The following is a 23959-nucleotide window of genomic DNA, read 5'->3' on the forward strand; positions in this document are numbered from 1 at the left end:
CATCGCCGAGTGGGTTCGCGATACCCTGCGGGGTGTGGATACCGTGAAAGTGACCGATGACCAGTCCGACTCCGGGCAGTCCGACAGCGGGCAGTCTGACACCGGGCAGTCTGACACCGGGGTCGAGTTGACCGAACATCGTGCGAGCTCGGACCGCCTGGTGGCACAGCGCACGTTGTTCACCGGAACCTCGCCGGTCGCCAGTGACGAGTTGTACGCGGTCACCAAAGTCGGGATGTCGACACGATCTCGGTTCGAGCTGCGACTTCAGCCCGGAGCTGTTGCGCACACCAACACATTCTTCGGTCGATTCCCGGCCAGCTACTGGCAGCGCTGGACGGCCGTCACCGAGGTCACCGTGACCGCGCGCGTCGTAGCCGAGACGGCCTGCCGCGTCCAGATTCAGGCGTCCGACATCGGCGGTCACCGTCGTATCGTGACGAACGTCGTAGTGACCGGCACCGAGCAGATTTCCATGACTGCTCCGCTCGACACATTTGTCGACGGCGGCGCCTTGTGGTTGCAGTTCGAAGCGCAGGGCGGCGGCGCAGTTGTCAACGACGTCGAATGGTCCGTCGCGTCGCCGGAGACGATCCGGCCGGTAGCGGTTGCGATCTGCACGTTCAACCGCGCCGACGACTGCGCTCGCACGGTTGAAGCGCTTGCGTCCGACGAACGCGTACTGGCATTGCTCGACGCTCTGTACGTCGTCGATCAGGGAACGGATCCGGTCGAGAGCCGCGAGTTGTTCCAGGAAGTGTCGAAGAAGTTCGGTTCACGGTTGCAGTACCTGCGGCAGGCGAACCTCGGCGGGGCCGGCGGCTTCACCCGTGGCCTGTACGAGGCGTCGGAGGCCGGACCGCACTCTGACGTGATCTTGATGGACGACGACATCCTGTGTGAACCGGAATCGGTCCTTCGGCTGAGTGCGTTTGCGAACATGACAACGGAACCGGCTCTGATCGGCGCTCAGATGCTCTTCCTGTTCAATCCCGACTACCTGTTGGCTTCGGGTGAGCGCGTCGATCTGGGCACGCTTCAGCGCGGTGTGCCGACGGACGAGCACGGAGTCCGCAACCGGAGTGTGTTGGAGAAGCTGCCGGAGCGCCGAGTGGACGCCGAATACAACGGCTGGTGGACGTGCCTGATCCCCGCCGAAGCCATCGAGCGCATCGGGTTGCCCCTGCCGGTGTTCTTCCAGTGGGACGACGTCGAGTACAGCCTGCGCGCTGGGCGGGCTGGGATCCCCACGATCACGTTGCCGTCGGCTGCCGTCTGGCATGCGGACTTCTACTGGAAGGACGTCGACGGTTTTGCCCACTACTTCAGTACTCGCAACGGTCTGATCACCGCGGCACTCGACCCGGGTTTTGCGCCGAAGGCACTGGCCAAGCAACTCGCCCGAGACATTTCGCATTCCATCGTCGGGTTGCAGTACGGCCTAGCGCACACACAAATCCGGGCGATCGAAGGATTCCTCGAAGGTCCGGCAGGCTTGGCCGATGGTGGCCAGAAGGCGTTGGCGACGATCAACCAGGAGCGAAAGCGGTTCCCGGAGACGGTGACTCGTCCAGCGTCCGAGTTGCCGGGACGACTGCCGATCCGACGCGTTGCGCCCAGCCCGAAGACCGGTTTGTGGACCGACCTCGTCCTCGCGAAACGTGCTGTGACGCAGGCTCGTAATCAGCTCGAGCGCGGTCCGGTGGCGATCTCGTACGAGGATGCGCAGTGGTGGCACGTCGGACGGTTCGATCATGTTTTCGTGACCGACGCCTCGCAGGGAGGCGTGCGCGAACGCCGCTTCGACAGCGAGAAGGCTGCCGAGATGAGTGGCCGCCTCGCCGGCGTGATCAAGCGATTCCTTTCCGAAGCACCAAGTGTCGCTCAGGCATTCGCTCAGGAGTTCCCGCAGCTCACCAGCCGCGAGAACTGGGCTCGCCTGTACGAGAAGTGACGCTCACCTGACTATCTTCGCTCACCTGATTATCTTGGCGATCACCTGCTCGTTGTCGAAGGTGTAACCGACGTACTCGAACGAGATGCCGGTGCGTGTGACGTATTCCGTCCACGCCCGGTACTCGTGATTTTGCCACCCGGGGTAGTTGAAGAATTCGTCGAACACGATGACCGATCCCGGGACAAGGCGGTCTCCGAGGAGATCGAGCACTGTCTTGGTAGACGAGTAGAGGTCGGCGTCGAGGTGCAGGAACGCAATAGTTTCGAGTTCCTGCTCCAAGAACGCCGGTAGCGTGTCTTCGAAAAGTCCTGGAACAAGTTGTGCCCCAGGTACTTCGGGGAGCGAGTCCTGAGCGAACTCGCCGGCCGGAAATCCGGTTCGCCATGTTTCCGGGAGACCCGAGAACACATCGAAACCTGCGACGATGCCCTCACGTTCGTGGAATTCGTCGGCGATGATCTTCAAGGTCGTTCCGGATGCGACGCCGAATTCGAGTGCTATTCCTGGAATCTCGACCAAATTCAGTGCGTGCCGCAGCGTGTCGTGAGGATGACCGAACGTCTGCGCCGCCCGCATGTGTTCCAGAATGAACGACGCGCTCGACGCGGTTGCTTCCAGATCGACTGCGTACGCAAGGTCGCGGCGTTGGCGGAATTCCAGTTCGTCGATTCTGTTCCGAAGGCCCGCGATATCTTCGCGGGCCCCGGCCAGTTCTTCGTGTGAGCGCGCCAGCTCGTCGAGAATCTGCCGTGTGCGATCGGCATTATGGCGGTCGGCATTCTCGATCACCTCGGATACCGCACGCTGAAGCTTGGTCCTGGCGCTGGAACGGAACTGCTCGAACATGGCAACCTCTCGTCGGGATCACCTCCCATGCTGCCAGGATTCGGCCGCTACTGTCTTCGCCCCCGGTAATGATCTTTGATGCGGCGGGAGAGCACCTTCATCTCTCGCGCGCGTTCCGCCTGCAGACGGGTATCACTGCGGGCGGCATTCCACGCGTTCTCTCGCTGTAGTTTCCGGTAGCTCCGCAGTCTTCGCTCGTCGATGTCGCCGCTCTCGAGTGCGCCCAGGACGGCGCACCCAGGCTCGGAGTTGTGCGCGCAATCGGAGAACCGGCAGCTCGAGATGAATTCTTCGATCTCGGGGAACGTCTTCTCGATGCCCTCGGCGGCGTTCCACATTCCGACGCCCCGCAGCCCTGGAGTGTCGATGAGCGTCCGGCCGCCGGAAAACGGGATCAGTTCCCTCGTGACGGTGGTGTGGCGTCCTTTGCCGTCGCCCGTCCGCACGCTGCCTGTTTCGAGCACCCGGCCTGTTTCGAGGCACCCGTGCCCGGCGAGGAGCGCATTGGCAAGGGTCGATTTTCCCGCTCCGGAAGGGCCGAGGATCGCCACTGTTCCGTCCAGTGCAGCGTCGAGTACATCCATGCATTCGCCGGTTTCGGCGCTGACAGCGAGCGCTGTTGCGCCGGGTGCGATAGCGGAGGCTTCGGCGAGAATGGTGGAAATATTATGAGCTGCATCGGATTTGGTAAGTACGACGACAGGAGTTGCCCCACTTTCCCACGTGAGTGCGAGTAGTCGCTCGATGCGTCCGAGATCGACATCGCCGTCCGACGCCGTGGTGATGACAACAGTGTCGACATTCGCGGCCAGAATGTGGCCTTCGGATTTTCCGGACGCGGAGGATCGAACGATGCTGCTCGATCGTGGAAATATCGAAGTGACCGTGGGTGTTTCGGTCTCACCCGTAGCGTTGGCGACTGCAACCCAGTCGCCCGTACACAGCGAATTGCTGCCACTGAGTGCGCGGACAGTGCCCGCGGCGACCACAACGTCACATTGGCCGCGGTCGACACGGATGACGCGTCCGGGTACGGAATCCCGTGAGCCCAGGTTGTCGGCCGAGCTGTCGGGCAGGTTGTCGAAAATATCCGAGAGTGTTGTGTTCCAACCGTATTCGGTCAGTAATGTGCTGTTTTCCGGCATGGTGAATGTGTCCTCGAGTACGAAGAATCGTGAGTATTGACGGTGCTGAAAGTGCGGAACACGACAGTCATCAATACTCACTCCTCGAAAACTTCAGGACGCACCATGCGTCGATGCAGAATCGTCTCAGGCAGTGGCCGGGCTGTGCAACCGAATTAACGGGCAACCGAATTAACGGGGCAACCGAATTAACTCGGTCGCTCGAACTTCTCTTCCCGGCCGAGTTTGCGCAGTCGCATCCACTCGCGCAGACCGGCCGGATCGCGGCGGGTGATCAGGAAGTACCAGCCGAATCGAACCCATTCCTGGGGAAGCAGTTTGCGCATTCCGGGTTGCGAGAGGAGATACCCGCGATTGCGGTAGGTGAAGAATCGCTTGGTGTCGTTGTCCGGGTATTGCGTGTGCATCCGCCCGCCGAGGATCGGCTTGAATTCTTCGGCGCCGTTGGGATGCACGTAAGCGGTCTGCAGGCACGTGCCGAATTTCAGGCCGGATCGCACGAGCCGGCGGTGTACTTCCACTTCGTCGCCGCGGACGAACAGTCGAAGATCCGGTACTCCGACGGCGTCGATGGCGTCGGCGGTGAACAGTGCGCCGTTGAAGAGAGACGCGATCCCGGGCAGGAGATCCTCGGAGCCCAGCTCACTACGCAGCCGTCGCCAGGAGGTGCCGCGGCGCAGTGGGAATGCCAGGCGGTCTGGATCGTCGATGTCGCAGACGACGGGGGAGACCTCGGCAAGGTCGTGTCGCAGTGCGCATGCGAGCAGGGTTTCGAGCACTTCGGGTCCCTCGGGGCGACCGTCGTCATCGGCGAGCCAGACCCGGTCTGCGCCGAGTGACAATGCATACAGAATGCCCAGGGCAAATCCTCCGGCACCGCCGAGATTGTGCTTCGAGCCGATGTAACTGGTGGGCAGAGAAGCACCCTCGACGAGTTCGCGCACCGCATCTTCGTCGGCGTTGTCGATCACAACGAGGTGATCGAGCGGCCGGGACTGAGTGCTGAGCACCTTCAGGGATTCGGCCAGCAGTTCACGACGCTTGTGTGTGACAACGACCCCGACAATTTTCTCGGGTGTGCTCACGCGGGCGTCTCCCGTTCCATGTCTCTGATCACGTGGCGGACGTGTTCGGCTGCGTCGTCGCCCTCGTACGCGCGGACGACGTCTTCGATGTCACCGTGCATGCGGATCTGGCCGTGGTCGATCCACATTGCGCTGTTGCAGAGTTGCGCGAGGAACTCGTTGGAGTGGCTTGCGAAGACCAGGATTCCCGAGCGTTCCACCAGTTTCTGCAGGCGGACGCGCGCCTTCTTCATGAATTCTGCGTCGACGGCGCCGATGCCTTCGTCGAGGAGAAGGATTTCCGGGTCGATGCTGGTGACAACGCCCATGGCGACGCGCACGCGCATGCCGGTGGAGTAGGTGCGCAGCGGCATCGAGAGGTATTCGCCGAGTTCGGTGAAGTCGGCTATCTCATCCATCTTCGCGAGCATCTGCTTGCGGGTCTGCCCGAGGAACAAGCCGCGGATGATGATGTTCTCGTAGCCGGAGATTTCGGGGTCCATGCCGACACCGAGGTCGAAGACGGGTGCGACGCGGCCGCGGATGGTGGCTGTTCCGCGGGTCGGTTCGTAGATCCCGGAGAGTAGGCGCAGGAGGGTGGATTTGCCGGCGCCGTTGTGGCCGACCAGTCCGATGCGGTCGCCTTCCTTGAGCGACATGGTGATGTCGCGGAGTGCTTCGACGACAACGACATCGGAGTCGTTGCGGCCGATGGATCCGCCGGCCTTGCCGAGGAAGGCCTTCTTGAGGGACCGTGACTTAGCGTCGAAGATCGGGAAGTCGACGCATGCGTTCTGCGTGTGAATGCTGACTGGCTGACTCATGTGTTTCCTCTAGCCCTTTTTCCTCTAGACCCAGTAGGGCACGCGGGCCCGGTACTTGCGGAGTGCCAGGATCGCGATGGCCCAGCCGATCACGGTGAGGGCGATGACGATGTACCAGTGGTAAGCCTGCTGGTCGGCTCCGATGAGTGGTGCTCGGATGATCTCGAGGTAGTGGTACAGCGGGTTGAGTTCGGCGAGCTTCACGCGCTCCGCGGCTTCCGGGCTTTGATCCTTGAGCGCCTGCGTCGTCCACATGATGGGCGTCAGCACGAACAGCAGCAAGGTGAGGCTGCCGAGGATGGGGGCGATGTCGCGGTACCGGGTGGAGAAGATGCCGAACACGATCGACACCCACAGTGTGTTCGCCACGATCAGCACAAACGCCGGTATTGCAGCGAGTGCTGTCCAGCTCATGTTCTGCCAGATGCTGAACGCGAACAGGAGAACTATGTAGATCGCGAAGTTGTGCGCGAAGAACAGCACCTGACGCCACACCAGGCGATACACGTGCACGCTCAGCGCCGACGGCAACTGCTTGATCAGGCCTTCGTTCGCAATGAAGACTTCGGAGCCTTCGAGGATGCTGGCGCTGATCAGGTTCCAGACGATCAGTCCGACCGTGACGTACGGCAGGAACTCCTTGAGCGGGATGTTCAGCAAGGCCGAGTACAGAAGGCCCATTGCCGCAGCCTGGACGCCGGTGGCGATGGTGATCCAGAAAGGGCCGATCACCGACCGGCGGTACCGCTGCTTGATGTCCTGCCAGCCGAGGCTCAGCCACAACTCACGCTGCTGCAATCCGTCGCGCAGGTCTTTGAAAGCGCGATGGAAGCTCTGGGAGTCGGACACGGGCACGGGTTGCTCCGACGTCTCGGATTCGGTTGCGGATGCTGACACGGAGGTCGAGCCTACCGGCCCCGGTGCAGCGCGGACTTTTCCTCGGGTGTTGTGGTGGTCGGAGTTACAGATATTGGCCGGTGCCGGGTGACTGTTGGTCGGGGTGTCCGGGGTTCCCCGGCGTGTGGGGGACGCCGATGCTCATGCCCGGAGGTAGTGCGCCCTGACGCATTTGTTCGAGCTGGGCGCGTGCCGCCATCTGCTGGGCGAACAGTGCCGTTTGAATGCCGTGGAAGAGGCCTTCCAGCCATCCGACGAGCTGGGCCTGCGCGATCCGCAGTTCTGCGTCGCTCGGAACGGAGTCGTCGGTGAAGGGAAGGGTCAAGCGTTCGAGTTCTTCGCGAAGTTCCGGAGCGAGGCCCTGTTCGAGCTCACGGATCGAGGATCGGTGGATTTCCTTGAGTCGTACTCGGCTGGCGTCGTCGAGCGGTGCGGCGCGCACTTCTTCGAGGAGCTGTTTGATCATGGTGCCGATTCGCATGACCTTGGCCGGCTGCTCGACCATGTCGGCGATGGATTCGCCTTCCGGTTCCTTGGCGTCCTGCCGATCGGTGTTTGTCTCCGCGCCGTCGGGGCCGATGACCAGGATCCGTTCTTCCTCTGGCTTGTTCATAGCTCCATCTTGACGTGTCAGGCCGACAAACTGCACTTAACCCCAAAAAGGTAACCGAATGATAACTGTACTGACGGGTATTTCGGTGTCTGCCTTCGACTACAGAGCCGCTTGCCCCTAGAGTGTCGAGCATGGCTTACGACGTTGCCCGCGTTCGGGGATTGATTCCCTCACTCGGTGACGGCTGGATCCACCTCGACCCGCAGGCGGGTATGCAGATTCCCGACGCAGTCTCTCGGACAGTGTCCACCGCATTCCGGGCAGCCGCGTCGTCGTCGTCCGGTCGGCACGTCTCGAACCGTCGTAGCGCGGCAATCCTGGACAGTGCTCGGTCTGCCGTCGCGGATCTCGTCGGCGGGGATCCGGCGGGTGTTGTCCTGGGTTCGGATCGGGCGGTCCTGCTGGCCTGGCTGGCGGAGTCTCTGAGTTCGCGCCTGGGCCTCGGTACCGGGTTGGTGCTCTCCCGGCTCGACGAGGAAGCGAATGTGGCGCCCTGGCTGCGCGTCGCCGGTCGGTACGGCGCACAGGTGCGTTGGGCGGAAGTTGAAATCGAGACTTGTGAACTGCCTAGTTGGCAGTTCAACGAACTTATTACCTCCACGACGCGACTTGTAGCTTTGACTGCGGCTTCGCCGATCGTAGGTTCGGCGCCCAATGTGCGTGCCGCGGCGGATCGACTGCACGAATTCGGTGGCCTCATGGTCGTCGACGCTGTTGGTGCTGCTCCCTACGCGCATTTGGATATGGCCGAACTCGGCGCGGACATCATCGCCGTCAGTGCTCCGTCCTGGGGTGGTCCGCAAGTGGGTGCGCTGGTGTTCCGCGATCCCGGTCTGCTCGACCGCATCCCGGCGGTTTCGCTCAATCCGTACGCGCGTGGCGCCGAGCGTCTCGAAGTGGGTGGGCATCAGTTCGCGCTGTTGTCCGGACTCACAGCGTCCATCGATTTCCTCGCCGGCCTCGACGAATCGGCCACCGGCAGCCGCCGCGAGCGCCTCGAGACGTCGATCAGTTCATTGCAGAACTATCAAGACGGTCTTTTCGAGCACCTGCTGCGTTCCCTGTCCGCGCTGCCTCACGTCATGGTCATCGGGCATGCGCCGACGCGAGTTCCGACGGTCAGTTTCACGCTCGAAGGTACGGCTGCCGACAAGGTGGCCGCTCATCTCGCAGACAAGCGGATTGCGGTCATGAGCGGCACGCACGGCAACTCGCGCCTCCTCGACGCGTTGGGTGTCAACGACGAGGGTGGCGCGGTCACGATCGGCTTGGCGCCGTACACGACGCGGTACGAGATCAACCAACTCGTTGCCGAACTCGGCACGCTGGGCTGACCTCGTACCTGTTACGTCACTTCACGGTGAGGATGACCTTGCCTACCGTTTCGGGCGAATCCAGCAATTGATGAGCTAATGGCGCTTCGGCGATCGGTAGCTCAATGGAAACGACCGGTTGGACGGAACCGTCGGCGATCAGCGGCCACAGTTTGGCTAGGACGTCGGCCACGATTTCTGCTTTTCCGCCCGGGCCGGTCAGCGGACGTCCACGTAGACCGGTCGCGGTGATGCTTCCGCGTTTCCCCATCAACTTGCTGAGGTCCACTTCACCCTTGCGTCCGCCCTGCATCCCGATGACGACGATGTGCCCGTCCATCGCGAGGGCGTCCACGTTCCGGCCCAGGTACGACGCTCCCATGTTGTCGAGAATGATGTCCGCGCCGTGTCCGTCGGTGGCTTCGGAGAGGGCGGCGACGAAGTCCTGGTCGCGGTAGTTGATCGTGATGTCCGCGCCCAGCTCACGGCAGCGAGCCAGTTTTTCCTCCGAGCCGGCGGTGACGGCAACTCGAGCACCGAGGGCTTTGCCGACCTGGATGGCGTGCGTACCGATTCCGCCGCCGCCGCCGTGGATCAGCAGCGTGTGCCCGCGGCGCAGTCCGGCGCGCATGACCACATTGGACCAGACGGTGCAGGCGACTTCCGGCAAGGATGCAGCGACTCGCAGATCCACTCCCTCGGGCGCCGGAAGGAGTTGTGTCGCAGGTACTGCCACCTTCTCGGCGTATCCGCCACCGGCAAGCAGTGCGCACACTTCGTCGCCGACGGCCCAATCGGTGACACCTTCGCCGAGTTGGCTGATGACGCCGGAGCATTCGAGTCCGAGGACGTCGCTCGTGCCGGGTGGCGGCGGGTAGAAACCTTGGCGTTGCAGGAGGTCCGCACGGTTGACGGCGGTGGCGGCGACGTCCACCAGAACGTGCCCGCGAGGCACTTCCGGATCGGGCTGCTGCGCCCAGGTCATGACCTCGGGGCCGCCTGGCTGGTCGATAGTGGTGGCGTACATGGATACGACGCTAGCGAATCCCCCCGCAGTAGGCGGGTTTGGCGCTACGGTCGCTGTCGTGACTTACTTCGGGAACATGCAGAACGAGATCTATCTGAGCGGCCTCGGCGGTACCGTCCCGTCGCTGCCCATGACGGCGGCCGGGCTGGAAGCTGCCGCGCGTGAGCAACTCTCACCCGAAGCCTTCGGGTATATCGCGGGCAGCGCCGGGACCGAGCGCACTGCCTCATCGAACCTGCGGGCGTTCGAGAAGCACGCGATCGTGCCGCGCATGTTTCGGGGTACCGCTGCCCCAGACGCCCGTGATCTGAGCGTCGAGGTGCTCGGTACGCGTTTGGCTGCGCCGATTTTGACTGCGCCCATCGGTGTACTCGGTTTGGTTCACGACGACGCGGAGGTCGCGGTCGGTTCGGTCACCGCGGAATTGGGGATCGGCTCGGTTCTGTCGACTGCGGCTTCGTCGACCATCGAAGACGTCGGCGCGGTGTCGGGCGAGAACTGGTGGTACCAGTTGTACTGGCCGGCGGACGACGAGCTTGCCGAATCGCTTGTCCGCCGTGCTGACCTTGCGGGAGCCAAGGCTATCGTGGTGACGGCCGATACGCCCGGCATGGGTTGGCGTCCAAGAGATCTGACATTGGGGCACCTGCCGTTCCTGCGGGCGAAAGGCATCGCGAACTACCTCTCCGATCCGGTCTTCCGCTCGAAGTTGGCGTCGCCGCCCGAGGAAAGTGCGGAGGCGCTGCAGATTGCGGTCCTGACGTGGGTGTCGCTCTTCGGCAATCACACCGTTCGGATGGCGGATATCGCGAAACTTCGCCAGTGGACGTCACTTCCGATCGCGGTCAAGGGAATTGTGCATCCCGACGACGCTCGCGCCGCGGTTGCGGCGGGCGCCGACGGAATCATCGTGAGCAACCACGGTGGCCGTCAGGTGGACGGCGCGATATCGGCATTGGATGCGTTGGGGCCGATTGCGTCGGCCGTCGGACATGAAGCCGACATTCTGATGGATTCGGGTATTCGGTGCGGTGCCGACGTGATCATCGCGCTGGCTCTCGGGGCAAAGGCGGTTTTGTACGGGCGGCCGTGGGTATACGGCTTGGGGTTGGCAGGCGCAGACGGCGTCCGTCATGCTTTGCGGAGCTTGCTTGCCGATTTCGATCTCACGATGGGACTGGCTGGGTTGTCGTCGGTGAGGGAAATCGACAGGTCCCTAGTGGTGGACACTTCCGGACATTAGCGACAGTGGCCGCTTCAGGACTTCGCACCGATGAAGAAGACTGAATTTGGCCTCTGCAGGTCTAAACTGGGGAGCCGTGACAACTGACACGACAACCGACGAGGCCCCGGTGGTGCGGGAGCCATCCAGTGTGGTGGCGGAGCCGTCCGCTGCGCAGCAGGAAACGCCCACTGCGCAGCAAGAGACAACCACTGCGCAGCAAGAGACGCCCTGGCTGACGTCTGCCGAGATGCGCGCCTGGCGCGGTTACATGGACGGCAATCAGCGGCTCATGGAGGTCTTGAACCGGGAGCTGCAGGACTCGCATGACCTCTCGTTGGCGGATTACCGCATCCTCGTGATGTTGTCGGAATCTCCGGACGGTTCAACTCGGATGAGCGACTTGGCGGACGGCGTCCTGTCCTCACGTAGCCGCCTCACGCACCAGATCCGTCGGATGGAGTCTCAGGGCATAGTCGTGCGCACCACCTGCGCCGAGGACGGGCGAGGCGTGCTTGCGCAGATTACGGACGAGGGGCGTCGACGGCTTGCTGCTGCCGCACCCACCCACGTCGCGGGCGTCCGCAAGAATCTTGTGGATTTGTTGACCCCGACGGAGCTGGAAGTGCTGGCAGACGTCTTCTCGAAGGTTGATGCGGCCATCGGAGATCGCTGAGTAACGGGGAGCCGTTTTCACAGTTCGCGAGTGCACCGGATAGTATCGCCCACGGAAGCGTGGCAGAGCGGCCGAATGCACTCGCCTTGAAAGCGAGCGTGGCGTTAAACCCACCGGGGGTTCAAATCCCTCCGCTTCCGCCAAGGGTCCCCCACCTGCTGATGCAGGTGGGGGACTTTTTTGTCTGACCGAATTTGTCGGTTATTTGTTGCAGTGCGCAACTTTATGGGATATTTCAAGAATAGGATTTCCGCCGCTCGTGAAATTTCCCTCACTAGCGGAATGTAAATGTATTTCTAAATATCCAATGAATGCTCAACTGAACACTTGAGCCACTTTCGACGCCAGCGCCTGGCCAATTGGGTAGGTATCGAGCGGGACCTTTGTAACTTTAAATTCGAGGCTGATGTTTCGGAATCGATAGCTTGCCGAAGAAGTGCTTCAGCTGATATCTCGCTGTGACGATGCTGATCGACACTTGTTACCGATCGGTGATCCTTAGAGTGAAATCTGCTCTGTCCGTTACTGTTTCGATGCCAATTTCAGGACCGATCCCTAAATCAGTAAAACCGCGCAAACCCGCCATTCGGTACAAAATGTGCAACCATGGCACCGACGCCTTCGGTTGGACATTTGCTGTCGGTGTTAACCGCGCACCGTCGTTCATACGTATTACGAGAAATGTCGAGACCTATTGCGGTCTCCTTACTCGGAGGTGGTTTTACCGATGCTTGCGGAAACGGTAATAAATAGTGGTGACACGGCCTGGGTGCTTATTTCTGCAGGTCTCGTGCTCTTTATGGTCCCAGGTCTCGCGTTTTTCTACGCAGGATTGGTGCGTGGCAGTAGCGCGCTGGTGATGTTGCAGCAGAACCTGGTTCCGCTCGGCCTGGTGTCCATCACCTGGATTGTCTTCGGCTACAGCTTTGCGTTCAGCGGCGACTGGGGATCAGGCTTCCTCGGGGATCTGAAACTCTTCGGCTTGCAGGACATTCATACTGCCGCTGCGCCGGGCTTCCACTTGATCGAGGGTGCGGTCGCAGTCCCGACCTTGGCATTTGTGGCCTATCAGATGATGTTCGCGATCATCACGCCCGCTTTGATCACCGGCGCGACGGCAAACCGTCTCAAGCCGTTGGGTTGGGCTGTTCTCCTCGTTTTGTGGTCGATCATCGTCTACCCGCCGATCGCGCACTGGCTCTTCAACCCCGAGGGGTGGCTCGCTCTGCGCGGGGCGCAGGACTGGGCCGGCGGAATCGTGGTCCACGCCTCCGCCGGTGCGGCGGCACTCGCGATCTTGCTGGTTGTCGGTAAACGCCCCGGCTGGCCGAACGCGGAGGCCGTTCCGCACTCCGTCCCGTTGGCTCTGATCGGCGCAGGCATCTTGTGGTTCGGCTGGTTCGGCTTCAACGCCGGCGACGGTCTGGCGGCGGATGGTGTTGCGGCGCAAGCCTTGATCAACACTCACATTGCCGCTGCGGGCGGCATGGTCGTCTGGCTGGTTATCGAGCGATATACCGAGGGCAAAGCCACGGCGATCGGTGGAATCACGGGCGCTGTCGGCGGTTTGGCGACCATCACGCCCTGTGCCGGCTACGTCAGTACGTTCTCCGCCTTGGCAATTGGTGCGCTCGCCGGATTGATCTGCCACTTCGCGTTGGCACTCAAGTCGATCTTCAAGTTCGACGATGCTCTCGACGTCATCGCAGTCCACTTTGTCGGCGGCATCCTCGGATCGTTGCTTCTGGGGCTGTTTGCAGAGAAGGCGATCAATCCGATCGGACGCGACGGGCTTCTGTTCGGCGGCGGACTCGGTTTACTCGGTGAGCAGGCCTTGGCCTTGGTCGTCGTCATCGCCTTCTCGTTTGTCGTGACCTGGTTGATCGCCACGGGAATCGAGAAGACCATCGGGCTCAAGTTGGCTCCGAAAGACCAGGTCAACATCGATCGTCGTCAGCAAGGAATGGACGCGTACCGCTACAACGCGGCATTTGTCGACGCGGGTGGAGCGCCGCAATCGAGCGGCTTCGACGGGGGAGCCACGGTCGAGGGAGAGAAACTTGCTCCCAATCCCGGTGCGCAGAAACATGAACTCATCACCGCCGTCCTCCAGACCATCGAGTCCGAGAAGCTACGCGAGGCGCTGCTGGCGGCGGGAGCGGAATCGATTGTGGTATCGGAAGCCCATGTGTCCGCGGGTGATTCGGATTCTCTCAAGTTCCGCGGCCAACGCAATGACGTCGTCTTCGCGGAGCGATTGCGGGTCGAAGTTCTTGCACCGTCCGACCGCACCCAAGCCGTGCTCGATGCAATCAATCGGCACTCCCTTGGGAGGAGGAGCGGATTCGTGCAGCAATCCGCTGAACCGTTGTCCGGGCCGCGCGCCCCGGAATCGGACGCTGACCCTTTCGACCCTGACCACACGGAAGTGAAGATATGAGCGAGAAGGAGTCGTCGGAATGCATCTGACACCGAGAGAACTCGACAAGCTGACCATCCTCATGTTGGCTGAAGTCGCCCTACGACGAAAAGCGAAGGGGCTCAAGCTTAATCATCCGGAATCGGTGGCCGTCATCACGGCAGCGGCTTTGGAGGGTGCTCGCGAGGGGAAAACTCTCGAGGAAGTCATGGCGGACGCGTCGCACGCATTGACGGTCGACGACGTCATGGAAGGTGTTGCGGACATGATTCCGCGCGTGCAGGTCGAGGCGGTGTTCCTCGACGGTAGCCGCCTTGTCACTGTGCATTCACCTATCCAGTAGCCCGGCACACACTCCAGCATCACAGACATTCCAGCCCGGCCGACCAACTCAGGAGCATCGAAGATGGCATCAAAATCATCGAAGAAGGATTCCGGCGACGACAAGAAGGTTCCGGTCGGGGGATACGTCCTGCGGGATGAACCGATCGAGATCAACGAGGGCCGGCCGCGTCTGAAGCTGCGCGTTCGAAATACGGGTGACCGGCCCATTCAGGTGGGGTCGCACTATCACTTCATGGAGGTCAATCGCGCATTGTCCTTCGATCGTGAGCAGGCGTTCGGTTGGCGCCTGGACATCCCGGCTGGAACGGCAGTGCGCTTCGAACCGGGTGACGAGAAGGAAGTGACGCTGGTGCCGTTCGGTGGCAAGCAGCGCGCCCACGGTTTCAACAGTCTGGTGGACGGTTGGGCTCCCACGCATGCTGCGTATCGCCCGCGCCTGCCGCGTGCCGTCGCTCTCGCAGACGAGCTCGGTTTCCTGTCCGAACCACAATCCGACTGATTCTCGTTCACGGCGGTCGAAGGAGCACAATACCCATGACAAGCATTTCACGGCAAGAGTATTCGGGGCTGTTCGGTGTCACGAAGGGCGACCAGATCAGGCTCGGCAACACCGACCTCTACATCGAGGTCGAGGAAGATCTTCGCACGATCGGCGACGAGTCGATCTACGGTGGCGGCAAGACGCTACGCGACGGTATGGGTCAGGATCCGGCGTCGTGCAGTCGTGACGGCGCGCTCGACCTGGTGATCACCAACGTCGTGATCGTCGACGCCACGATCGGTGTCGTCAAGGCAGATGTCGGTATCAAGGACGGCAAGATCGTCGGGTGGGGCAAGGCAGGCAACTCGAGCACGATGGAGGGGGTGACGCCGGGACTCACGACGGGACCGGCAACGGATGCCATCTCCGGCGAGCAGTTGATTCTGACTGCAGCGGGTATCGATCCGCACGTGCACCTCGTTTCTCCTCAGCAGGCATACCACGCACTCAGCGGTGGTGTGACAACGCTGATCGGCGGCGGTATCGGGCCGTCCGACGGCACCAACGGCACTACCATCACCTCGGGCATCTGGAACATGGAGATGATGCTCAAGGCCAATGAGGGTCTTCCCGTCAACATCGCGATGTTGGGCAAGGGAAACTCGTCGGGCTATCCGTCTCTGATCGAGCAGATCAAGGCGGGGGCTGCGGGATTGAAGGTCCACGAGGACTGGGGCGCAACACCGGCGGCGATCCGGGCGTCGCTGCGCGCGGCGGACGAGATGGACGTTCAGGTTGCCATTCACACGGATACCTTGAACGAAGCCGGCTACGTCGAGGACACGATTGCGGCCTTCGAGGGGCGCACCATTCACACCTATCACAGTGAGGGCGCAGGCGGCGGTCACGCACCGGACATCCTGAGGGTGACCGGTGAGGACAATGTTCTTCCGGCGTCGACCAACCCGACGTTGCCGTACGGCATCAACACGCAAGCCGAGCTCTTCGACATGATCATGGTCTGCCACAACCTCAATCCCAAAGTGCCGTCGGATGTTTCGTTTGCCGAGTCGCGTGTTCGTGCGGAGACGATCGGTGCGGAGAACGTGCTGCAGGATATGGGAGTCATCTCGATGTTCTCGAGCGACTCGCAGGCAATGGGCCGGGTCGGCGAGAACTGGCTCCGGGCGATCCAGACGGCCGACTGTATGAAACGTGCTCGTGGAAAGTTGCCGGAGGACTCTCCGACACACGATAACTTCCGGGTCCTGCGGTACGTCGCGAAGACGACGATCAACCCGGCCATGACGTTCGGATTGTCCCACGTCATCGGATCCATCGCTCCCGGGAAAATGGCGGATCTTGTTCTCTGGGAAACCGCTTTCTTCGGTGCGAAGCCTAAAATGATCATCAAGAACGGAATGATCAGTTGGCACGCCATGGGAGATCCGAACGCATCACTACCGACCCCGCAGCCGGTGATCTACCGGCCGATGTTCGGCGGGTTCGGTAAGGCGCTCCCCGAGAGTTCGGTCTCGTTCGTGTCCCAGGCCGCACTCGACGACGGCATCAAGGATCGTCTTGGTCTCGAGCGTCAGGTTATCGCCGTCGAAGGCACTCGCACCGTGACCAAACGCGACCTCGTGCGCAACTCGGCCACTCCGGAGATCAAGGTCGATCCGGAGACCTTCGCGGTGACAGCGGACGGCGTTCACGCCTACGTCGAACCGGCTGAATCCATTCGCCTGAACCAACTTTACTTCTTCAGTTAGGGGAGACCAGTGTCGGGAACAATCACGCATACGCACGGCGGCGATACGGCGCCGCACACACACGCCGAGCCGCACGGCGAGATGACCACGCCGACGGGCAAGCCGATTCGCGTCGACGCGCTGCTCGGCAAGGAAACCGATGAGGAATGGGCGTCGCGCATCGAAAGCGCTGTGATCGACGTGCTTTCACTGGATCAGTGGGAGGCGCAGAAGAGCCGGTTGCGGCGTACGACGCTCGGCGGTCGTGAATTGGCGGTCTCTCTCGATCGTGGGGTTCAACTGCAGGACGGCGACATCCTGCTGTGGGACGAGCCGGAGAACACCGTCGTCGTCGCCCGGATCAACCTCAAGGACGTTCTCGAGATCGACCTCAGTGCATTGCTCGACGTGACGCCGGAGAAGATGATTCAGACGTGTCTCGAGTTGGGTCACGCTGTGGGTAACCAGCATTGGCCGGCAGTGGTGAAGGGAATGAAGGTCTATGTACCGCTGACGGTAGACAAGGCAGTCATGGGTTCGGTAATGCGCACGCATGCTTTCGAGGGCATCGAGTACACCTTCATTCCCGGCGCCGAGGTCATTCCCTACATCGCTCCGCACGAGGCACGCCGACTGTTCGGTGCGGCAGCGCGCGAGGGCGAGGGCCATACCCATGACCCCCTCATGTGAAGGGTCGCAGCTGAGCATCAACCGTGCGATGCGGATGATGCAATTTGCCGATTCGATGTTTCCGGTCGGTTCCTTCTCGTTCTCGAACGGGTTGGAATCGGCCGTGGCACAGGGAATTGTCACGGACGGTCCGTCGTTGCGGGAGTTTGTACTCTCTGCCGCCCATCAGGGTGCAACGTGCGACGGTATCGCCGTGCTCGCTGCCCACCGCGGTGCATCGGACGGTGATTTCTCGACAATTCTGGCGGCCGATCATGCCGTGATCGAACGCAAATTGAACGAAGAGTCCCGAACGATGACCACCCGGATGGGAAAGAAACTGGCGGAGCTCGGTGGCCGACTCGTAGGCGAGACGTTGTTCACCAAGTGGCTGGCGGCGATCGAGGCGGGCGAGACTCCCGGTACGTATCCGGCGGGGCTTGGAATTGCTTTCGCGGAGATGGGTTCTCCGGAGCAGGATGCCTTCACCGTTCATCAGTACGGTGTGGCGATGACGTTGCTCGGTGCCGCACTCCGTATCGTGCGGGTAGATCACCTTGCCACGCAAGAGATTTTGTTCGAAGTGAATCGGACCACCGACGGCGAGTATGCGGCCGTTCGCGAGTACGGGCTCGACGACATGTCCAACTTTTCCCCGATGATCGACATTCTGGCTGCGGTTCACGTCAAGGCGCATGTCCGAATGTTCATGAACTAGAAGGAGAATCATGAAGAAGACAACGCGCATCGGAATCGGCGGCCCTGTGGGTTCGGGCAAGACTGCCCTCATTGAGGCGATCACGCCGGAATTCGTGAAGCGGGGAACCAGTGTTCTGATCATCACCAACGACGTGGTCACCACCGAGGACGCCAAGCATGTGCGTAAGGCGCTCAAAGGTGTTCTCGTGGAGGAACGCATCGTCGGCGTCGAGACTGGCGCGTGTCCTCATACCGCCGTTCGTGAAGACCCCAGTATGAACCTCGCGGCGGTCGAAGATATGGAGCGAACTTTCCCGGACACCGACATCGTGTTCATCGAAAGTGGTGGTGACAACCTCACGCTGACGTTCAGTCCTGCTCTCGTCGACTTTTTCATCTACGTCATCGACGTAGCTGCAGGAGACAAGATTCCGCGTAAGAACGGGCCCGGGATTTCGCAGTCGGACATTCTGGTTATCAACAAGACGGACCTGGCGCCGTACGTGAAAGCCGATTTGGGGGTCATGGATCGGGATTCGAAGGGCATGCGCGGTGACAAGCCGTTTGTCTTCACCAATTGCATGACCGGCGAAGGTATCCAGGAAGTGGTAGACCTCATCGTGCACGGTGTCCTCTTCGACGAAGAGGAAGTGGGAGCGAGCGCGCAGTGAGCGCTCCCGCCCTTCCGGGAGGCGCGCGGTCGCTGCCGGGGCCGATCCCGACCATTCCGGAACTCGATCAGTACCAGGATCAGCCGAAGCAAGCCCCAGCCGGCAAGGTGGGCAAGACCGGGGTGCTCGAGATGCGTTTTGTCGATCGTGGTGACAAGACGATTCTCCGGGACATGTACCGCAAGACTCCGTTGCTCGTTCAACAGGCGCTGTACTGGGACGAAGCGCTGCCGACAATGCCGTGTGTCTACATGATCTCGACGTCTGGCAGTGTGCTGCAGGGTGATCGGCTGTTTCTGACCATCGACATGGAACCTGGATCCTTGGCGCACGTCACGACGCAGTCGGCCACCAAGGTGCATCAGATGGACGCGAATCATGCGTCGCAGTTGCAGAAGGTGACCTTGGCCGAGAATTCGTATCTCGAATTGATGCCTGGTGTCACGATTCCGCACAGCAATGCGAGGTACTTTGCGCGAACCGACGTCACAGTGGATCCTTCTGCAACGCTGCTATTTTCGGAGATCGTGATGCCGGGTCGCAAGTACCACCGGACTGCCCAGTCCGATACCGAGCTGTTTGTCTACGATCTGTACTCCACCTTGATCAAGGCGCGACGCCCAGACGGACAGGATCTCTTCACCGAGAAACTGGTGATCGAACCGCAGCGGTTCCCGGTGCGACACAAGGGAATCATGAGCGATTACGACGTATTCGGAAACGTCGTACTGCTCACCCCGAAAGATCATGCCGACGAGATACTGGAACAGGTCGTTCCGGGACCCGACGGGAAGGTCTTCTCGGGCGCCAGTCGACTCCCGAACGATGCCGGGTTGATCTTCAAGGTCCTGGGTCCCGAGAGCGAACCTGTCAAATCCAAGGTTCGTGATTTCTGGGCGCTCGTTCGAAAGTCGGTTCTGGATACCACTATTCCGCCCGTCCCGCTCTGGGGATGACGCGGTTCGCCGCGAAAAGGATTGAGGGACGTGCGATGACCATCATCACCAAACCCTGGGACGATATCGCGGACAAGAATGTTGTACTGCGGTTCGTCGACACCAACCTCAAAGGTTCCGGGCAGGTGATGTTTCAGGGCAATGCCCTGACGGGCCTGCTGTTTCTCGTCGGCATTTTCTGGGGTGCGATAGCGGCCGACACGATCACCGTGGCGATCGGCGCGGTAGTGGGATTGGTGGTGTCCACGGTGACGGGGATGCTGCTGCATTCGGATGACGATTCGATGCGCATCGGTTTGTACGGCTACAACGGAATCCTCGTCGGCGCAGCATTTCCCACGTTCCTCGCTGGTGGGGTGATGCTGTGGATCTACCTGGTTGTCGGTGCCGCGGCGTCCACCGTCGCCTTTCTCGCGGTTGCCAACGTCTTCAAGACGTGGGGCGTGCCGGCGCTGACGTTTCCGTTCAACCTCGTCAACTGGTTCTTTCTGCTCGCGGCCTTTCAGTTTCTCCGGATCGAAACGTCGGACCTCAGCGCCGCACAATTCCCGCAGCACATCGGGGATGCGTCGGTTCATGCCGATGTCACCGTGGGATTTCTCTGGGACACCCTGTTTCGCAATGTCTCCCAGATCTTCTTGATCAACAACACCATTACGGGCATCATCTTCGTGGTCGCCCTGCTGGTCGCGTCGCGCTGGGCGGCGGTGTTCGCCCTTATCGGTTCGGCCGTCGCGATCGGGTCGGTTCTCGCGCTCGGCGCCAACACCGTCGACATCGGCAACGGTCTCTACGGGCTCAGTTCCGTATTGACGGCCATCGCCTTGGGTTCTGTTTTCTACAACCCGTCGTGGCGCGTGTTTGTCTACACAGTCTTCGGTGTGCTTGTCACCGTTGTCATTCACGGCACCCTCGTCTCGGCCTTCGCGCCGATCAGCCTGCCCGCCGGAACGGGTCCGTTTGTCTTCGCGACGTGGCTGTTCCTGCTGCCGAAGAAGAAGTTCGTTCCCGTCCAGCACGACACCATCAAGGGTGGAGCGGCCGAGGGCAAGGACTCGATCGTGAAAGCGAACGGTTGAGCGGAGCCTAGATCGTTCCGCTATGGCACCCTCGCGAACCGGTATCGCTCGAGTATTGCCTGGCCTGCGGTAGTCGGGCATGGTCGAAGGATGACGGTGCAGGTAGTTGTGATGGGTGTGGCGGGCGCTGGAAAGAGCACCGTGGCAGTAGGTCTCGCCACGTCCCTCGGAGCAGACTTCGTCGACGGCGACGATCTGCACCCCGAGTCCAATGTCGCCAAGATGCGATCGGGCACGCCGTTGACCGACGAGGACCGAGCGCCGTGGCTCGACGCAATCGCGGCCTGGCTGTCCGAACGCGCCGATGCCGGTCGTACCGGCGTCGTTGCCTGTTCGGCTCTGCGGAAGCACTACCGGGACCGGCTGCGTCCCGACGGTCTCGACGTACAGTTTGTGCACCTGGACGGTGATTTCGAGACGATCGTGACGAGGATGCGTGCCCGAGCCGGTCACTTCATGCCGGAGAGTTTGCTCATCTCCCAGTTCGACGCCCTGGAACCGCTTACGGACGACGAGCGTGGGATCACGCTGAACGTTGTCTCGAAACCGAGCACACTGGTGGGCGAGGCAGCCGATTACATTCATACATCTCAGAGGAGCGTCACAGCGTGAGTAGCACCGTCAATCCCGGCCCGTTCGATATTTCCGGGAAGGTTGCCCTGGTGACGGGTTCGAGCCGGGGTATCGGTTCGGCACTCGCCACGGGACTTGCCGAGGCCGGCGCCGTGGTCGTTCTCAACAGTCGAAATGCCGAGGTGCTGGAGACGGAGCGTCGACGCATTGCCGAGGCGACCGGCGCGAGCGTGCATGCATACGCGTTCGACGTCACCGATTCGGCTGCCGTCCGCGACGCGGCGATGCGCATCGAATCCGAGGTCGGTCCGGTCGAGATCGTCGTCAACAACACCGGTGTCCAGCATCGGGCTCCGCTGCTCGAATTCGGCGACGACGATTTCCGGCGCGTCATGGACACCAACCTGACCAGCGCGTTCTATGTCGGACGTGAATTCGCTCGGGCCATGGTTGAGCGTGGACGCGGCAAGATCGTCAACATCTGCTCCGTGCAGAGCGAATTGGGCCGAGCGGGCATCGCGCCGTACGCGGCCAGCAAGGGCGGGCTCAAGATGCTCACCCGCGGCATGTGCGCCGACTGGGCACCGTTTGGTTTGCAGATCAATGCGATCGCACCGGGATACTTCGACACCGAACTGACTTCTGCACTGGTCAACGATCCGGAGTTCACAGCGTGGCTCTCCAAGCGGACCCCCGCCGGACGCTGGGGTCGCACCGAGGAGCTGATCGGATCGCTACTGTTCTTGGCGTCCCCGGCATCGGATTTTGTCAACGGTCAGATCCTCTACGTCGACGGCGGTATGACAGCCGTTGTTTGATCGTCCGCTGTTTGATCGCCCGCCACTCTCCAATTAGAAAGTACCCACATGACAGACGCCAGCGCCCCCCGCATCCACCTCGGTCCCGTCGAGGAGCCGCACCTTGCCGACGGAATTCGCCGGGCCGGTGGAGTTCTCGTTCCACTGGCCGAGGCCGAGGGTGTCGTCTGGGCGCAGGGTCCGGATACGTTCCCGTCGTCGCTGCCTGATGCGGTTCGCTGGGTACAGTTGCCGTTCGCCGGCATCGAGCCGTGGTTCGACGCCGGTGTCATCGACGACAAGCGGGTCTGGACATCAGCTGCCGGAGCCTATGCGGGCAACGTCGCCGAGCATACGATGATGCTCCTCCTCGCCGGAGTGCGTTCTCTCCCCGAACAATTGGCGGCGCAATCGTGGCGCAAGGAAGAGTTCGATCCGCGAGTGGGCACGTTGCAGGGTTCGACCGTGGCGATCATCGGCTGCGGCGGAATCGGCCGCGCGTTGATCCCGTACCTCGCCGCGTCCAAGGTCAAGGTCATCGCGATCACCCGTTCGGGAACTCCCGTCGAGGGTGCTGCCGAAACCCTCTCGGCTGACCGTACCGGTGAAATCTGGTCCAAGGCAGATCACTTCGTGATCGCCGCGCCGTCGACATCAGCGACGCGCCATCTGGTCGGCAAGGCCGAACTGGACCAGATGTCGGAGTCGAGCTGGATCGTGAACATCGCGCGCGGCACCCTCGTCGACACGGATGCACTGGTCGACGCTCTCGAGGCCGGTTCGATCGGCGGTGCGGCACTGGACGTTACCGATCCGGAACCGCTGCCGGACGGACACCGGTTGTGGAAGCTGCCCAACGCGATCATCACTCCGCACGTCGCCAACCCCGCTACCACGCTCACCCGCGTTCTGGCAGATCACGTGGCCGCCAACGTCGCTCGATTCGCTGCGGGCGAGGACTTGGCTGCCGTAATCGATCCGTCGGCAGGCTACTGACCGCTCGCGTTGGTTCCCTTCACATAGTCGGCCACGACGGTACGCAGAACATCGCGTACCGCCTCGGCCGGCTTGGAGAGGGGCTGATTGGCCGGAGTACCCAGGGAGACATGGACTTCGATGCCCGGCTCGATGCGTCGTAGCTCCAGGGCCTCGACGTCCATGACCCGGCGGGCAACCGACCACGGCAGGACCGTCGCGCCTAATCCGGTGCGCACGGCCTCGGACAGCGTCATCACCGATTCCACTTCGGCCACGACGTTCGGTTGCTGCTCCGCACGGTCGAAAGCCTGCTCCACCACTTTTCGGATGGTGTGCATCCGACCCGGAAGCAACAGGGGCAGTTCGGTGATCTCGGACAGGGAGATGTCGGATCCCGATTCACCTGCCAGTCCGGTACCGAACGGCGCGACCACCACCAATTCCTCGGTGAGCAGCCGTTCGAACGTCACACCCTTGATCGGGCCGGCGTCGTACAACAACGCCAGGTCCATGCGGCCGGTCATCATTGCTTCGCTGAGCACACCACCGAAGTTCTCGTTGATGTGCAACAAGATGTTCGGGTGCTGTTCGCGCACGCGGGCCAAGAGCGGCAAGGCAATTGCCGTCGCGGTGCTGTACGGAGCGAGGCCGACGGAGACGCCGCCCGCGAGCGCCCGCCCGACCACGGATACCTCGGCCTGCGCACTCTCCACCTGACGCAGAATCACCTGAGCATGCCGATACAACGCATGCCCCGCATCGGTCGGTTCGACGCCCTGTTTACTGCGGATCAGGAGTTGCTGACCGAACTGCGTTTCGAGCGACGTCATCTGCTGGCTCAGCGCGGGTTGCGCGATATGCAGAATGTCGGCAGCTCGGGTGATGCTGCCGGCATCCACAATTCGTACGAACGAGTAGAGCCTTCTCGTATCCATGGTGTGCAAACTACCAGCTCAA

The 23959-nt window shown here is 61.7% G+C and carries 24 protein-coding genes and 1 tRNA gene; 17 read left to right on the forward strand and 8 right to left on the reverse strand.

Annotated elements, in window-relative coordinates:
- The first annotated feature begins 127 nt into the window (after positions 1-127).
- Positions 128-1954, forward strand: coding sequence for a glycosyltransferase (locus tag FFI94_RS01240; protein WP_138873545.1), 1827 nt, complete (start codon positions 128-130; stop codon positions 1952-1954).
- Between the two features lie 21 nt (positions 1955-1975).
- Here the strand turns inward: FFI94_RS01240 and FFI94_RS01245 are convergent, their stop codons facing one another.
- The 6 genes from FFI94_RS01245 to FFI94_RS01270 form a co-directional block, all read right to left on the reverse strand.
- Complete coding sequence (locus tag FFI94_RS01245) at positions 1976-2803, reverse strand: TylF/MycF/NovP-related O-methyltransferase (RefSeq protein WP_138871387.1); 828 nt, start codon at positions 2801-2803, stop codon at positions 1976-1978.
- A 47-nt stretch (positions 2804-2850) separates the two neighbouring features.
- The gene (rsgA, locus tag FFI94_RS01250; protein ID WP_138871388.1) at positions 2851-3948 is read right to left on the reverse strand and encodes a ribosome small subunit-dependent GTPase A; all 1098 of its coding nucleotides are present in this window, start codon (positions 3946-3948) and stop codon (positions 2851-2853) included.
- 188 nt (positions 3949-4136) lie between these two features.
- On the reverse strand, positions 4137-5033 hold the full coding sequence (locus tag FFI94_RS01255) for a glycosyltransferase (RefSeq protein WP_138871389.1): 897 nt from the start codon (positions 5031-5033) through the stop codon (positions 4137-4139).
- Entirely contained in the window at positions 5030-5836 is an 807-nt protein-coding gene (locus tag FFI94_RS01260; protein WP_138871390.1) for an ABC transporter ATP-binding protein, read from the reverse strand. The genes FFI94_RS01255 and FFI94_RS01260 overlap by 4 nt, the downstream gene beginning before the upstream one ends.
- A gap of 24 nt (positions 5837-5860) precedes the next feature.
- A complete protein-coding gene (locus tag FFI94_RS01265; RefSeq protein ID WP_138871391.1) occupies positions 5861-6733 on the reverse strand; it encodes an ABC transporter permease in 873 nt (290 codons plus the stop codon).
- Between the two features lie 64 nt (positions 6734-6797).
- Complete coding sequence (locus FFI94_RS01270) at positions 6798-7346, reverse strand: bacterial proteasome activator family protein (RefSeq protein ID WP_138871392.1); 549 nt, start codon at positions 7344-7346, stop codon at positions 6798-6800.
- A 131-nt stretch (positions 7347-7477) separates the two neighbouring features.
- On the opposite strand from FFI94_RS01270, the gene FFI94_RS01275 reads away from it, so the two are divergent.
- Positions 7478-8680, forward strand: coding sequence for a cysteine desulfurase-like protein (locus FFI94_RS01275; protein ID WP_138871393.1), 1203 nt, complete (start codon positions 7478-7480; stop codon positions 8678-8680).
- Between the two features lie 16 nt (positions 8681-8696).
- Here the strand turns inward: FFI94_RS01275 and FFI94_RS01280 are convergent, their stop codons facing one another.
- Positions 8697-9686, reverse strand: a complete 990-nt coding sequence (locus FFI94_RS01280; RefSeq protein ID WP_138871394.1) for an NAD(P)H-quinone oxidoreductase — start codon at positions 9684-9686, stop codon at positions 8697-8699.
- Between FFI94_RS01280 and FFI94_RS01285 the strand changes: the two genes are divergently transcribed.
- The 15 genes from FFI94_RS01285 to FFI94_RS01355 all read left to right on the forward strand — a co-directional run bounded on the left by FFI94_RS01285 (position 9685) and on the right by FFI94_RS01355 (position 23020).
- Positions 9685-10929, forward strand: coding sequence for an alpha-hydroxy-acid oxidizing protein (locus FFI94_RS01285; protein WP_138871395.1), 1245 nt, complete (start codon positions 9685-9687; stop codon positions 10927-10929). The genes FFI94_RS01280 and FFI94_RS01285 overlap by 2 nt on opposite strands.
- Positions 10930-11158: 229 nt before the next feature.
- The gene (locus FFI94_RS01290) at positions 11159-11584 is read left to right on the forward strand and encodes a MarR family winged helix-turn-helix transcriptional regulator (protein ID WP_138873546.1); all 426 of its coding nucleotides are present in this window, start codon (positions 11159-11161) and stop codon (positions 11582-11584) included.
- Between the two features lie 53 nt (positions 11585-11637).
- A tRNA-Ser gene (locus FFI94_RS01295) sits at positions 11638-11727 on the forward strand.
- Positions 11728-12311: 584 nt separating this feature from the next.
- Positions 12312-14024: an ammonium transporter gene (amt, locus tag FFI94_RS01300; protein WP_138871396.1), complete on the forward strand. Its 1713-nt coding sequence runs from the start codon at positions 12312-12314 to the stop codon at positions 14022-14024.
- A 19-nt stretch (positions 14025-14043) separates the two neighbouring features.
- Positions 14044-14346, forward strand: a complete 303-nt coding sequence (locus FFI94_RS01305) for an urease subunit gamma (protein ID WP_138871397.1) — start codon at positions 14044-14046, stop codon at positions 14344-14346.
- A gap of 63 nt (positions 14347-14409) precedes the next feature.
- A complete protein-coding gene (locus FFI94_RS01310; RefSeq protein ID WP_138871398.1) occupies positions 14410-14847 on the forward strand; it encodes an urease subunit beta in 438 nt (145 codons plus the stop codon).
- Positions 14848-14882: 35 nt separating this feature from the next.
- Positions 14883-16601, forward strand: a complete 1719-nt coding sequence (locus FFI94_RS01315) for an urease subunit alpha (RefSeq protein ID WP_138871399.1) — start codon at positions 14883-14885, stop codon at positions 16599-16601.
- A gap of 9 nt (positions 16602-16610) precedes the next feature.
- Positions 16611-17270, forward strand: a complete 660-nt coding sequence (gene ureE, locus FFI94_RS01320; protein WP_138871400.1) for an urease accessory protein UreE — start codon at positions 16611-16613, stop codon at positions 17268-17270.
- Complete coding sequence (locus FFI94_RS01325; RefSeq protein ID WP_138871401.1) at positions 17254-17967, forward strand: urease accessory protein UreF; 714 nt, start codon at positions 17254-17256, stop codon at positions 17965-17967. Before ureE ends, FFI94_RS01325 begins: the two co-directional genes overlap by 17 nt.
- Before the next feature lie 10 nt (positions 17968-17977).
- Positions 17978-18619, forward strand: a complete 642-nt coding sequence (gene ureG / locus FFI94_RS01330) for an urease accessory protein UreG (RefSeq protein WP_138871402.1) — start codon at positions 17978-17980, stop codon at positions 18617-18619.
- Positions 18616-19575, forward strand: a complete 960-nt coding sequence (locus tag FFI94_RS01335; protein WP_138871403.1) for an urease accessory protein UreD — start codon at positions 18616-18618, stop codon at positions 19573-19575. The genes ureG and FFI94_RS01335 overlap by 4 nt, the downstream gene beginning before the upstream one ends.
- Before the next feature lie 35 nt (positions 19576-19610).
- A complete protein-coding gene (yut, locus tag FFI94_RS01340; RefSeq protein ID WP_138871404.1) occupies positions 19611-20654 on the forward strand; it encodes an urea transporter in 1044 nt (347 codons plus the stop codon).
- Between the two features lie 90 nt (positions 20655-20744).
- Positions 20745-21266 carry a gluconokinase gene (locus tag FFI94_RS01345; RefSeq protein WP_185993105.1) on the forward strand — a complete coding sequence of 174 codons (522 nt, stop codon included), beginning with the start codon at positions 20745-20747 and terminating at the stop codon, positions 21264-21266.
- Entirely contained in the window at positions 21263-22045 is a 783-nt protein-coding gene (locus FFI94_RS01350) for an SDR family oxidoreductase (RefSeq protein ID WP_138871405.1), read from the forward strand. The genes FFI94_RS01345 and FFI94_RS01350 overlap by 4 nt, the downstream gene beginning before the upstream one ends.
- A gap of 48 nt (positions 22046-22093) precedes the next feature.
- Entirely contained in the window at positions 22094-23020 is a 927-nt protein-coding gene (locus FFI94_RS01355; protein ID WP_138871406.1) for a D-isomer specific 2-hydroxyacid dehydrogenase family protein, read from the forward strand.
- Here FFI94_RS01355 and nac read toward each other — a convergent pair.
- Positions 23014-23937, reverse strand: coding sequence for a nitrogen assimilation transcriptional regulator NAC (gene nac / locus FFI94_RS01360; protein WP_138871407.1), 924 nt, complete (start codon positions 23935-23937; stop codon positions 23014-23016). The genes FFI94_RS01355 and nac overlap by 7 nt on opposite strands.
- Positions 23938-23959 lie beyond the last annotated feature (22 nt).

Source organism: Rhodococcus sp. KBS0724 (assembly GCF_005938745.2).
In the GTDB taxonomy this organism is placed as follows: Bacteria; Actinomycetota; Actinomycetes; order Mycobacteriales; family Mycobacteriaceae; genus Rhodococcus_F.